Below are 12,372 nucleotides of genomic sequence, written 5' to 3'. Positions count from 1 at the left end.
CGTGACCCCCAAGGTGTCGCCATGAAATTCTCTTCTCTTGCTGTATCCCTGGCCGGCGTGCTCGCGCTGGCCGGCTGCTCCACCCTGGTGCCTAAGAACACCGCTGTCGCCCCGGCGATCCCGGCGCAGTGGCCGGCCGAGGCCGCGCAGGGCGAGGTGGCCGATGTCGCCGCCGTCGGCTGGCGCGACTTCTTCACCGATGCGCGCCTGCAGCAGGTGATCGAGCAGTCGCTGCAGAACAATCGCGACCTGCGCGTGGCCGTGCTCAACGTTGAACGCGCGCGCGGCCAGTACCGCGTGCAGCGCGCTGATCGCGTGCCTGGCGTGGCCGTCACCGGCCAGATGGACCGTCGCGGTACTGATGCCGGTGTCAGCGAGCAGTTCACCGCCGGCGTTGGCGTGGCCGAGTTCGAGCTGGACCTGTTCGGCCGCGTGCGCAATCTCAGTGAAGCGGCGCTGCAGCAGTACTTCGCCGTGGCCGCCAACCGCCGCAACGCGCAACTGAGCCTGGTGGCCGAGACCGCCACCGCGTGGCTCACCTACGGGGCCGACGCGCAGCAGCTGAAGATCGCCGAGGCCACCCTGAAGACCTACGAGGACTCGCTGCGCCTGGCCGAAGCCCGCCACGAACGTGGTGGTAGTTCAGCGTTGGAGCTGACCCAGACCCGCACGCTGGTGGAAACCGCGCGCACCGATGCCGCACGCCTGCGCGGCCAGCTGGCCCAGGACCGCAACGCGCTGGCGCTGCTGGCCGGCGGCCAGCTCGATCCGGCATTGCTGCCAGACAGCATCGAGCCGCAACTGCTGGCATTGGCACCGCCGCCGGCCGGCCTGCCCAGCGATGTGCTGCTGCAGCGCCCGGACATCATGGCCGCCGAACACCAGCTGCTGGCGGCCAACGCCAATATCGGTGCGGCACGCGCGGCGTTCTTCCCGAGCATCTCGCTGACCGGCAGCATCGGCAGTGGTTCGAGCGAACTGTCCAACCTGTTCGACAGCGGTACGCGCGTGTGGAGCTTCCTGCCGAAGATCACGCTGCCGATCTTCCAGGGCGGCAAGCTGCGCGCCAACCTGGCCATCGCCAACGCCGATCGTGATATCGCTCTGGCGCAGTACGAGAAGTCGATCCAGGTGGGCTTCCGCGAAACCGCCGATGCGCTGGCGTTGAATGTCAGCCTGGACGAGCAGGTGAGTTCACAGCAGCGCCTGGTGGAAGCGGCCGAACAGGCCAACCGCCTGTCGCAGGCGCGCTACGACGCGGGCCTGGACAGCTTCGTGACCCTGCTGGATGCGCGACGTACCGCCTACAACGCACAACAGACCCAGCTGCAGGCGCAGCTGGCGCAGCAGGCCAACCGCATCACGCTGTACAAGGTGCTGGGCGGTGGCTGGCACGAGCGCAGCTGAGCAGCAATTCGATACCGGTAGCGCCGGGCCACGCCCGGCGGCTTTTCGTTCCTGCATGCCTGACGTCTGGGCGGACCGCACTTCGTGCTCGCCGGGCATGGCCAGGCGCTACCGCATGGGCCAACGGCACCATGCAAACGGATATTCATCGAGATGCAGGGTCAACCCTGCTCGGATGGGGTTGCCCAGGATGTACAACGCATGGCGCCTCAAGGCTTCCTCGCTGCGTACCGCGTGATCGAAACAGCTCGGCTGCCACAAAGGCGTCTGTATGCCGAACTGCTGCCCCAGCAACCGGCTGCTGCGGGATTTCACCGTTCCCATCATGCGCGCCAGTGATCCGTCGCGCAGCTGCATCAGCCAGTGCAGATGGTCAGGCATGACGACCCAAGCAAAGGACCGACCGAGGCCCAGCGTTCAACATACCTCAATGCATCCACAAGACACGTTGCACAACGTGGATCTTCAAAGACCGGACGCCGGTGGCGTACGACCGTGGTGAGGACGTAGTAGCCCCGGATACGGGAGTGGCGGCCGCGTTCCAGGTGACGGCTGGACATGGCGCCAGTCTGCACTGATGGGATGTCCGCCGTTATCAGCCGAGGGCGACCGTCAGATCGCTTCATCGTCGCGCCGCGCTGCATGGCAGGCGCGCACCCGCGCGAGCGCATCGCCGGCTTCTCGCGCCATCTGCTCGTACTCGGCGCGGATCTCTTCCAGGCGTGCCTCGTCCAGTTCTTCCAGATCGAGCAGCTCGTTGTTGGCCTCGGCGGTTGCCCGGATCAGCTCGTCCAGCTTGATCTGCATCGCGGCGGTGTCCGCGTTCTGCGTGTGCTGGATCAGGAACACCATCAGGAAGGTGATGATGGTGGTGCCGGTGTTGATCACCAGCTGCCAGGTGTCGTTGAAGCCGAACACCGGGCCACTGATGCCCCAGATCACCACGATCGCCACTGCAGCCAGGAAGGTCCACGGCGAGCCCGTGGCGGCCGCGGCCTTCTTGGCGATCGTATTGAACAGGTTTCGTGCTTTCATCGTCGTCGTCCCACTCAGGTGACGAGGATGATCGGCAGTGGCGCGTGGAGGCGCCGTGCAGCGGCCGTCAGGCGCGCATGCGTTGCAGTCGTGGCGCCTGCAGGCTGCGCACCGGGCTGCTCTGATAGACGTGCTGCCAGCAGAGGTCGACGAACTCGCGGGCCTGTGCTTCGCTCAGCCGCGGCATGATCTGCAGGGCGTACTGGGTCTGGAACATTTCGTCACGTTCGGCCTCGCTGGCGCGCGGCTGGGTGATCAGCGAATCACAGGCGAACTTGATCCACGGCACGTAGGAGCCGAACGAGTTGTGCGGCAGTGCGCCCTCGGCATGCTGGCGGCGCCAGTGGTCAAGCTCGGCGTCTACGTTGATGACCGGAGGAATGGTGGGGACTTCAGCGTGCATGACAATCCAGTTCGGTTGAGTGGAAAGGGAGTGGGGGTTCATCGGAGTGTGGCGTATCTGCCGGTGCATGCCGCGTCAGCGGGATGTGGAGCCGGTGTGGCGATTGCTGATCAGTTGCGCGTGCTCGACCGCCCCCATCTGCTCGGCCATGGTGGCCATCGCGTTGCACAGTCGCTCGTGATCGCGTGGCTGGCCGCGCACCAGTTCCAGCTGCAGGCCCTGGTAGGCACTCCAGAACGACGCACTGCGCCGGTGCAGCGCGAAGTGCTGCTGCAGGCGTTCGCGGATGGATTCGAGGATCGGGTCGGGCGTAGGTCGTACGGCGTGCGCGCACATGGCTGGCTCCGCCGGGGAAACGAGCCCCGGTAACCCCACCCTAGGCGTGTCAGCCGGGCGGGGTGTTACCGCAGTGTGTGCACGCAGTCCAGCTGACTGTGCGCGCGGTCACGGCAATGGCCGCAAACGCTGTCCGCACTAAGAGGTGGCGGCACTGAAGCGTTCATTAAACGGGTTCAACGGATGACGGTGTGTGGCTCATTCACCGATGTCTTCGTTCCAGATGTCCGGATGGCGGCTGATGAAATCGCCGAGCAGGTCGACGCATTCCTGGTTGTCGAGGTCGATCACGTTGACGCCGTTTTCCCGCAACCAGTCGATGCCGCCCTGGAAGGTGCGCGATTCGCCCACCACCACGGTGCCGATGTTGAACTGGCGCACCAGGCCAGAGCAGTACCAGCACGGTGCCAGGGTGGTGACCATGATCGTGTCCTGGTAACGGCGCTGGCGGCCGGCCTTGCGGAACGCATCGGTCTCGCCGTGCACCGACGGGTCGCCTTCCTGCACGCGGCGGTTGTGGCCGCAGCCAAGCAGGCGGCCGTCGTTGTGGTACAGGGCCGCGCCGATCGGCACGCCGCCCTCGGCCAGGCCCTGGCGGGCTTCGGCGATGGCGGTCTGCAGCAGGGCCTGGTAGTCGGGCGTGGTGATCATGCGGGGCTCCGGTAAGTCGTGGCCCGCCATGATACGGGCAGGGGGTGCCGCTGGCCCCGGGCGGTGCGATAATCGGGGCCATGAGCGAATCCCCCTACAAAGCCGGTACCACCCATTTCGGGTTCCGCGACGTCGCCGCCAAGGACAAGCAGAAGCTGGTCGGCCAGGTGTTCACCTCGGTCGCGCGCAACTACGACCTGATGAACGACCTGATGAGCCTGGGCGTGCACCGGGCGTGGAAGCGCTACTACGTGGCCACCGCGCAGGTGAAGCCGGGCGACCGCGTGCTCGATCTGGCGGGCGGCACCGGCGACATCGCCGCCCTGCTGAAGGAGCGCGTCGGCGCCGAGGGCTCGGTGGTGCTGGGCGACATCAACGCCGGCATGCTGTCGGTCGGCCGTGACCGCCTGACCAACCGCGGCCTGGTGCTGGGCCTGGACTACGTGCAGTGCAACGCCGAGGCCCTGCCGTTCCCGGACAACAGCTTCGACCTGGTCACCATCGCCTTCGGCCTGCGCAACGTGACCGACAAGGACGCTGGCCTGCGCGAGATGTACCGCGTGCTGAAGGTGGGCGGCCAGGCCCGCGTGCTGGAGTTCTCCGAAGTCACCGCGGACTGGTTCAAGCCGATCTACGACTTCCACTCGTTCAAGATCCTGCCGAAGCTGGGCAAGCTGTTCGCCAATGACTCGGACAGCTACCAGTACCTGGCCGAGAGCATCCGCAAGCACCCGCCGCAGGACGAACTGAAGGCGATGATGGCGCAGGCCGGCTTCGAGCGCTGCCACTACAAGAACCTGACCGGCGGCATCGTCTCGATCCACTCCGGCTACAAGCTGTAAGCCCGGTGTCCGGGTAGTGCCGGCCGCTGGCCGGCATCCCCGTGCCCGGTCGTCGTCCGTGCGGATGCCGGCCAGCGGCCGGCACTACCGGTGCTGTGGGCCGCCATTACCCCGCACCGCGCAACGCCTGCGCGGCCGGAGGGAGTTACCATTGGGGTTTGATCCCCGTAACGGTCCCGATTCATGCGTAATCCGCTGATGCTCCTTCCGCTGGCCGTGGCCCTGGCCGCCGGCTGCTCCCAGGAGGCGGCCGCGCCCGCCGCCGCCCCGACTGCCGCAAAGGCCCCTGCCGCCCCCGTGAACGCCGAGAACCGCAGCCACGACGAAAGCTCGTACGCCGAGCCGGACAAGGTCGTCATCAAGGACATCGCGCTGGATCTGAAGCTGGACTTCGACCAGAAGCAGATCGGCGGTACCGCCACCTACACCCTGGAATGGAAACAGAAGGACGCCAGGCAGCTGGTGCTCGACACCCGCGAGCTGACCGTGTCCAAGGTCGAGGCCGTTGCCGCCGACGGCGCGCGCAGCCCGCTGAAGTTCGAACTGGCCCCGGCCGACAAGGTGTTCGGCAGCAAGCTGACCATCGAGGCTGCGGAGCAGCCGGCCAAGGTGGAAGTGACCTACCACACCGCACCGACCGCCTCGGGCCTGCAGTGGCTGGCGCCGTCGATGACCGAGGGCAAGAAGCTGCCCTTCATGTTCAGCCAGTCGCAGGCCATCCACGCCCGTTCGTGGGTGCCGCTGCAGGACACCCCGAGCGTGCGTTTCACCTACAGCGCGCACGTGGTCTCGCGCCCGGACGTGATGGTGCTGATGAGCGCCGACAACGATCCGAAGGCCGCGCGTGATGGTGACTACACCTTCAAGATGCCGCAGCCGATTCCGTCCTACCTGCTGGCCATCGCGGCCGGCGACCTGGTGTTCGAGCCGATCTCCGGCCGCTCCGGCGTCTGGGCCGAGCCGACCATGGTGAACAAGGCAGCCAAGGAGTTCGAGGACACCGAGAAGATGATCGGTGCCGCCGAGAAGCTGTACGGCGAATACCGCTGGGGCCGCTACGACATGCTGGTGCTGCCGCCGTCGTTCCCGTTCGGCGGCATGGAGAACCCGCGCCTGACCTTCGCCACCCCGACCGTGATCGTCGGCGACAAGTCGCTGGTCTCGCTGGTCGCCCATGAACTGGCGCACAGCTGGTCGGGCAACCTGGTGACCAACGCCAGCTGGAAGGACATCTGGCTCAATGAAGGCTTCACTACCTACGTCCAGGGCCGCATCACCGAAGCCCTGTACGGCAAGGAGATGGCCGAGATGGAGAAGCAGATCGACCAGACCGACCTGCTGGCCGAAGTGAAGGACATGAGCCCGGCCGACCAGGCGCTGGCGCTGCCGCCGCTGAACGAGCGCGACCCCGACGAAGCGCTCAGCCAGGTCGCCTACGTCAAGGGTGCATGGTTCCTGGAGTTCCTGGAGCAGCGCTTCGGCCGCGAGACCTTCGATCCGTTCCTGCGCGGCTGGTTCGATGACCATGCTTTCCAGAGCGCGAACACCGACCAGTTCGTCGACTACATGAAGAAGAACCTGCTGCCGAAGAATCCGTCGGCAGTGACCGAGGCCGAACTGAAGGCATGGCTGGACGAGCCGGGTATCCCGGCGTTCGCGGCCAAGGCGCAGTCGCGCAACTTCAGCAGCGTCGATACCGCACGCATCGCCTTTGCCAGCGCCGGCACCGTGCCCAGCAGCCAGGTCATCGCCGACTGGAGCACCCAGGAATGGGTGCGCTTCATCGACGGCCTGGGCGCGACCCAGCCGCTGGACAAGCTGGCCACGCTGGACAAGGCCTTCCACTTCACCGGCACCCCGAATGGCGAAATCGCCATGCGCTGGTACCCGCTGGCGATCCGCAGCGGCTACGAGCAGGCCAATGAAGGCGCCGCGGCATTCATCGAGCGCGTCGGCCGTCGCAAGCTGATCCTGCCGATCTACGCCGAACTGGTGAAGACCCCGAAGGGGCTGGAGCTGGCCAAGCAGGCCTTCGAAAAGGCCAAGCCGGGCTACCACCCGATCACCACCGCCTCGGTCCAGGACATGCTGGCCAAGGCTGAAGCCAAGTAAGCGGTAGTGCCGGCCGCTGGCCGGCAACCGGTCACTGCTTCACCACCAACGGCGGGGAAACCCGCCGTTGGTGTATCCGCTTTTCGCTGCCGATAGAATCGGGATGCACTCGCAAAGGACCTCCGCCATGAAACGACTGATCCTGCTCACCGCCTGCACGCTGGCGCTGGCCGCCTGCAGCAACCCCGAGGAAGAACGCAGGGCGCAGGAAGCCGCCGCAGCCGCCGTGCAGGCGCAGAAGGAGGCCAAGGCCGAAGACGTGGCCAAGCAGTACGACATGGCCGTGGCCGCGGAGGACTGGGAACGCGCACGCCTGCATGGTGCCTCGCTGCTGGACCAGTACAAGGACACCGCTGCCGCCGACCGCATCGCCGCAGGCTTCGACGAGGTCAAGGCCAAGGGCGATGCCGCGCGCGACCTGCGCCGCATGCAGGCGCTATGGCAGTACAACCAGATTCCGGTGGGCAACAAGGGCAACCAGGTTTCGGCGCAGATCTACAGCAAGGAACGGGTGGACGTGGATGGCAGCGGCGCCAAGCCGGTGCAGCTGGTGTTCCGCGATCATCCGGAGTGGAAGCGGCATGCCTACCTGGTGCTGCAGGCCGGCGATTTCCGTTGCCCGCAGTGCACGGTGAAAGTGACCGTGGACGACGGCAAGCCGATTTCCATGGCAGCGTGGCGGCCGAAGACCGATGAAGCGATTGCCCTGTTCATCACCGACCAGAAGGCGCTGTGGAAGCTGGCGCGCAAGGGCAAATCGATCAGCATCGAGTTCCCGGTCAAGGCCGGTGGCACCCGCACCGCTGTGTTCGAAACCGGTGGCGTCGACGCCAGCCGCATGCCGCAGTGGTGGCAGTGATCGTTGCGGCGGGCAGCGCCGTGCACGCGTTGTCCGCGATCCGGCACTGGGTGTTCGACATGGATGGCACGCTGACCGTGGCCGTGCATGATTTCGCCGCGATCCGCCGCGCGCTGGAGATCGCGGCCGAGGAAGACATCCTTGACCATATTGCGGCCTTGCCGGACGCACCGGCGCAGGCCAAGCGCGCGTGGCTGCTGGATCATGAGCGCGCGCTGGCCGAGGACGCACTGCCGGCACCGGGTGCGCTGAAGCTGCTGCGCGCGTTGTCGGCGGCAGGCTGCCGGCTCGGCATCCTGACCCGCAATGATCATGCGCTGGCGAAGCTGACCTTGGACGCGATCGGGGTCGGGGCGTTGTTCGACGATGCCGACATCATCGGCCGCGATGAAGCGGTGCCCAAACCCTCACCGGATGGCCTGCAGCAGCATCTGCGGCGTTGGGGGATCGGGGCTGCGGAGGCAGTGATGGTCGGTGACCACGCCTACGACCTGGAGTGCGGCCGTGCCGCAGGCACGCACACCGTGCTGGTCAATCTGCCGGAAAATCCGTGGCCGGGCCGTGCCGACTGGCATTTCGCCGATTGCCGCGCCTTGTTGGCTGCCTGGCAGGGCGCCTGATGATGTAGAGCCGAGCCCACGCTCGGCTGCTCTCCGGTCAGATCGCGCTGGCGCGCGCAAGCCGAGCATGGCTCGGCTCTACAGGAATCAAACAGTGTGTCGACCAAGGTCGACACCTACCAACAGCATTCCCAGCAGCGCATCGGGTGGAAAGCCCCCTTGTTGTTCAAGGGGGCGCGCCGAAGGCGCGGGGATAAGGTGGAATGCGCGAGCAATTTGGTTACGCGCTAAGCGCGTAGCCAAATTGCTGCTTGAACTGCTCGTTGAACTCATCGAAGGTGAAGCGCTGGTTCTGCGTGCCCGGGTGTTCGACCTTCAGCGCGCCCATCAGGTTGCCCATGCGGCCGATGGTCAGCCAGTCGTAGCCCTTCTGGATGCCGTAGATCAGGCCGGCGCGGAAGGCGTCGCCACAGCCGGTCGGGTCGACCACGCGGCGCTCGTGCGCCGGCGGGATGTCGTAGCTCTTTTCCGGGGTGTGGATGACCGCACCCTTCGGGCCACGGGTGGTGATGTAGGCCTTGACTCGGCTGACGATCTCCTTTTCGTCCCAGCCGGTGCGCTCCTGCAGCAGGTTCGACTCGTAGTCGTTGACCACCACGTAGTCGGCCTGATCGATGAACGCGCGCAGCTCCGGGCCGTTGAACAGCGGCATGGCCTGGCCCGGGTCGAAGATGAACGGGATGCCGTCCTCGTGGAATTCCTGCGCGTTCTGGATCATGCCTTCGCGGCCGTCCGGGCCGACCAGGCCCAGGGTCACGCCCGGCACGCCACGCACGTGGTTCTCGTAGGAACGCATCATCGCGCCCGGGTGGAAGGCGGTGATCTGGTTGTTGTCGTGATCGGTGGTGATGAATGCCTGCGGGGTGAACAGCTCATCGATCACGCGCACGCGCGACAGGTCGATGCCCAGGCCTTCGAAGTACTCGCGGTACGGGCCGAAGTCCGATCCCACCGTGCCCATCGGGATCGGCTGGCCACCCAGCAGGTGCAGGTTGTAGGCGATGTTGCCGGCGCAGCCGCCGAACTCGCGGCGCATGCGTGGGACCAGGAACGACACGTTCAGGATGTGCACCTTGTCCGGCAGGATGTGATTCTTGAACTGGTCCGGGAACACCATGATGGTGTCGAAGGCAAGAGAACCACAGATCAGAGCGGACATCGATGTAAGCCTATGCGGTGAATTTTGGGGTGGGCCGGCCCGGTTCAGCGGGCAAGCAAACGGCGCCCTTGGGCGCCCGACGGCGCAAAGGTTACCCGCTGGTGCCGCTCAGGGCCAGAACCGGGTGAGACCTGATCAGGCCGAAAGCCTGTGAAGACGCGGGTTCAGCTAGTTTTTTCCTTGCTCGGCGGCAGGCGGGTTGCTAGGCTTGTCGGCCTCGATTTCTGCCCATTTTTTCGCCATCCCGCGGCGGGCACGACACCCCTCAGGACTCCTTCCTCAGATGTTCAAGAAACTCCGTGGCATGTTCTCCAACGACCTGTCCATCGACCTGGGCACGGCCAACACCCTCATCTACGTGCGCGGGCAGGGGATCGTACTGAACGAGCCATCGGTCGTGGCCGTGCGCCAGGACCGTGCCATCGGTGGCACCCGCTCGGTGGCAGCCGTAGGCGCCGAAGCCAAGCAGATGCTGGGCCGTACCCCGGGCCACATCACCACCATCCGCCCGATGAAGGACGGCGTCATCGCCGACTTCACCTACACCGAGGCGATGCTCAAGCACTTCATCAAGAAGGTGCACAAGTCGCGCGTGCTGCGCCCGAGCCCGCGCGTGCTGGTCTGCGTGCCGGCCGGTTCGACCCAGGTCGAGCGCCGCGCGATCAAGGAATCGGCCGAGGAAGCCGGTGCCCGTGACGTGTTCCTGATCGAAGAGCCGATGGCCGCCGCGATCGGCGCCGGCATGCCGGTCACCGAAGCCCGTGGCTCGATGGTCATCGACATCGGCGGCGGCACCACCGAAGTGGCGGTGATCTCGCTCAACGGCATCGTCTATTCGGCCTCGGTCCGCATCGGCGGCGACCGCTTCGACGAGTCCATCACCAACTACGTGCGCCGCAACCACGGCATGCTGATCGGTGAAGCCACCGCCGAGCGCATCAAGGTCGAGCTGGGCTGCGCCTACCCGCAGGCGGAAGTGATCGAGATGGAAATCTCCGGCCGCAACCTCGCCGAGGGCGTGCCGAAGATGATCAAGATCAGCTCCAACGAGGTGCTCGAGGCCCTGCACGAACCGCTGTCGGGCATCGTCAGCGCGGTGAAGCTGGCGCTGGAGCAGACCCCGCCGGAACTGTGCGCCGACGTCGCCGAGCGCGGCATCGTGCTGACCGGTGGCGGCGCCCTGCTGCGCGACCTGGACCGCCTGATCTCCGAGGAAACCGGCCTGCACGTGCAGGTGGCCGACGATCCGCTGACCTGCGTGGCCCGCGGCGGCGGTCGTGCGCTGGAGCTGGTGGACATGCACGGCAACGAGTTCTTTGCGCCGGAATAAGCCGTCCCGGCCGTTCCTGCCCGCCGCGCCCTTCCGGGGTGCGGCCCGCCGTGATGGCGGGCCGGCACCGGCGGGGCGCCCGCGTGTTTCCCTTCCGCCTTCTGCCAGTTGAATCGTTGCCGTGCCGCCCTACGCCGGTCCTCCCGTCGCCTCCCGATCCGGTGATGCCGCCAGCCCCCTGCGGTTGCTGGCCTATCTCGCGTTGGCCATCACGCTGATCGTGCTCGATGACCAGGCCGGCTGGCTGGCGCGCCTGCGCGAGCAGGCCAACAGCCTGGTGCAGCCGGTCTGGGCACTGGCCGGCCTGCCCGGCAAGCTCGGCAACCAGGTCAAGGATTCTGCCGCCAGCCACAGCCAGCTGGTCGCCGAGAACCGCGAACTGCGCAACCAGCTGCTGCTGGCCAACGCGCGCCTGACCCGCCTGCAGACCGCCGCACTGGACAATGCCCAGCTGCGCGAACTGCTGAACGTGGCCGAGCGCAGTGGCCTGGACGTGCAGCTGGCGCCGATCCTGGACATCGACCTGGACCCGGTCAAACAGCGCTTGGTACTCGATGCCGGCAGCCGCGAGGGCGTGCATGTCGGCCAGGCGGTGATCGACGCCGGCGGCCTGATGGGCCAGGTGATCAGCGTCACCGGCGGCACCTCTACCGTGCTGCTGCTGACCGACCCTGACCATGCCGTGCCGGTCACCGTGGCCCGCAACGGCGTTCGCCTGATCGTCTATGGCCGCGGCGACACGCTGGAACTGCGCGATATCCCGCTCAGCGCCGGGGTGGAAGTGGGCGATGAGATTGTCACCTCCGGTCTTGGCGGTCGTTTCCCGGCCGGCTTCCCGGTCGGCACCATCACCGGCCTGCGACCGGACGACACCCATGCGTTCCTGGTCGGCGAACTGAAGCCGGCGGCGCAGCTCGACCGCGGCCGCGACGTGCTGCTGCTGCGCCCGGGCGCGGCGATCCGCATTCCGCCGGAGCTGCGCCTGCAGCTGGAAGAAACCGCCCCGGGTGGCCCGGCCACCGGCGCCACCGTGCCCGTGGGAACCGCGCCAGCGGCAACGACGCCAGCTCCGGTCAGCGCCCCGGTAGTGCCGGCCGCTGGCCGGCAACCGACCACGCCGGAGGCGCAGCGATGAGCCGCCTGCGCGACAAGCCATGGGTGCTGCCGGCCAGCCTGGTGGTGGCGCTGCTGCTGGGCCTGCTGCCGCTGCCGGCGCTGCTGCAGCCGCTGCGCCCGTACTGGCTGGCGCTGGTGCTGGCGTACTGGGTGATCGAAGCTCCTGAGCGCGTCGGCCTGGGCATCGCCTTTGCCAGCGGCGTCATCGCCGACCTGCTGTACGGCGGTGTCCTCGGCGAGCAGGCACTGCGGCTGGTGATGCTGGCTTTCATCCTGCAGCGCTTCCGCGCGCGCATCCGCTTCTTCCCGATGTCGCAGCAGATGCTGGCCATCGGCGGCCTGCTGTTCAACGACCGCATCGTCAGCGCACTGGTGCACATCCTGGTGGGCGAACCGACCCTGCCCTGGTCGTACTGGTGGGCGCCTCTGCTGGGCATGGGCCTGTGGCCGCTGGTGTTCGTGCTGCTGGACGCGGTGCGCTTCGGCAAGCGCGGGCGCTGAG

13 protein-coding genes and 1 pseudogene are annotated in these 12,372 nt (G+C 66.9%); 8 read left to right on the top strand and 6 right to left on the bottom strand.

The features are described from left to right. The first annotated feature begins 21 nt into the window (after nucleotides 1–21). Entirely contained in the window at nucleotides 22–1,407 is a 1,386-nt protein-coding gene (smeF, locus tag AC5P6A_RS12395) for a multidrug efflux RND transporter outer membrane subunit SmeF (protein ID WP_346715106.1), read from the top strand. 108 nt (nucleotides 1,408–1,515) lie between these two features. On the opposite strand, the pseudogene AC5P6A_RS12390 reads toward smeF, so the two are convergent. From AC5P6A_RS12390 to AC5P6A_RS12370, 5 genes and pseudogenes are all read right to left on the bottom strand, one after another. Beyond that, nucleotides 1,516–1,967 (bottom strand): annotated as a pseudogene (locus tag AC5P6A_RS12390) (REP-associated tyrosine transposase). 52 nt (nucleotides 1,968–2,019) lie between these two features. Further along, complete coding sequence (locus tag AC5P6A_RS12385; protein ID WP_019660693.1) at nucleotides 2,020–2,442, bottom strand: low affinity iron permease family protein; 423 nt, start codon at nucleotides 2,440–2,442, stop codon at nucleotides 2,020–2,022. A 67-nt stretch (nucleotides 2,443–2,509) separates the two neighbouring features. Then, a complete protein-coding gene (locus tag AC5P6A_RS12380) occupies nucleotides 2,510–2,845 on the bottom strand; it encodes a hypothetical protein (protein WP_021203904.1) in 336 nt (111 codons plus the stop codon). 75 nt (nucleotides 2,846–2,920) lie between these two features. Beyond that, entirely contained in the window at nucleotides 2,921–3,181 is a 261-nt protein-coding gene (locus tag AC5P6A_RS12375) for a hypothetical protein (protein ID WP_021203905.1), read from the bottom strand. 198 nt (nucleotides 3,182–3,379) lie between these two features. Beyond that, the gene (locus AC5P6A_RS12370; RefSeq protein ID WP_005419409.1) at nucleotides 3,380–3,832 is read right to left on the bottom strand and encodes a nucleoside deaminase; all 453 of its coding nucleotides are present in this window, start codon (nucleotides 3,830–3,832) and stop codon (nucleotides 3,380–3,382) included. An 80-nt stretch (nucleotides 3,833–3,912) separates the two neighbouring features. On the opposite strand from AC5P6A_RS12370, the gene ubiE reads away from it, so the two are divergent. From ubiE to AC5P6A_RS12350, 4 genes are all read left to right on the top strand, one after another. Then, nucleotides 3,913–4,674: a bifunctional demethylmenaquinone methyltransferase/2-methoxy-6-polyprenyl-1,4-benzoquinol methylase UbiE gene (gene ubiE / locus AC5P6A_RS12365; RefSeq protein ID WP_019660690.1), complete on the top strand. Its 762-nt coding sequence runs from the start codon at nucleotides 3,913–3,915 to the stop codon at nucleotides 4,672–4,674. Between the two features lie 183 nt (nucleotides 4,675–4,857). Then, nucleotides 4,858–6,786 (top strand): M1 family metallopeptidase, encoded by a 1,929-nt coding sequence (locus AC5P6A_RS12360; protein ID WP_111098682.1) that lies wholly within the window; start codon nucleotides 4,858–4,860, stop codon nucleotides 6,784–6,786. Between the two features lie 127 nt (nucleotides 6,787–6,913). Further along, the gene (locus tag AC5P6A_RS12355) at nucleotides 6,914–7,645 is read left to right on the top strand and encodes a hypothetical protein (protein WP_495222319.1); all 732 of its coding nucleotides are present in this window, start codon (nucleotides 6,914–6,916) and stop codon (nucleotides 7,643–7,645) included. Next, nucleotides 7,645–8,265, top strand: coding sequence for an HAD family hydrolase (locus tag AC5P6A_RS12350; protein ID WP_134730128.1), 621 nt, complete (start codon nucleotides 7,645–7,647; stop codon nucleotides 8,263–8,265). The genes AC5P6A_RS12355 and AC5P6A_RS12350 overlap by 1 nt, the downstream gene beginning before the upstream one ends. Before the next feature lie 220 nt (nucleotides 8,266–8,485). On the opposite strand, the gene AC5P6A_RS12345 is transcribed toward AC5P6A_RS12350, so the two are convergent. After that, nucleotides 8,486–9,424, bottom strand: coding sequence for a carbohydrate kinase family protein (locus AC5P6A_RS12345; RefSeq protein ID WP_019660686.1), 939 nt, complete (start codon nucleotides 9,422–9,424; stop codon nucleotides 8,486–8,488). 283 nt (nucleotides 9,425–9,707) lie between these two features. Here AC5P6A_RS12345 and AC5P6A_RS12340 point away from each other — a divergent pair, with 283 nt between their 5' ends. The 3 genes from AC5P6A_RS12340 to mreD all read left to right on the top strand — a co-directional run bounded on the left by AC5P6A_RS12340 (nucleotide 9,708) and on the right by mreD (nucleotide 12,371). Further along, nucleotides 9,708–10,754 carry a rod shape-determining protein gene (locus tag AC5P6A_RS12340; protein WP_005419402.1) on the top strand — a complete coding sequence of 349 codons (1,047 nt, stop codon included), beginning with the start codon at nucleotides 9,708–9,710 and terminating at the stop codon, nucleotides 10,752–10,754. 121 nt (nucleotides 10,755–10,875) lie between these two features. After that, nucleotides 10,876–11,889, top strand: coding sequence for a rod shape-determining protein MreC (mreC, locus tag AC5P6A_RS12335; RefSeq protein WP_312542127.1), 1,014 nt, complete (start codon nucleotides 10,876–10,878; stop codon nucleotides 11,887–11,889). Continuing rightward, nucleotides 11,886–12,371, top strand: coding sequence for a rod shape-determining protein MreD (gene mreD, locus AC5P6A_RS12330; RefSeq protein WP_019660684.1), 486 nt, complete (start codon nucleotides 11,886–11,888; stop codon nucleotides 12,369–12,371). Before mreC ends, mreD begins: the two co-directional genes overlap by 4 nt. Nucleotide 12,372: the final 1 nt, after the last annotated feature.

This window comes from Stenotrophomonas sp. YJH_SMC_20 (assembly GCF_059367845.1).
The sequence above is the reverse complement of the archived record's forward strand: the minus strand, read 5'-3'. Positions and strand labels throughout refer to the sequence as shown.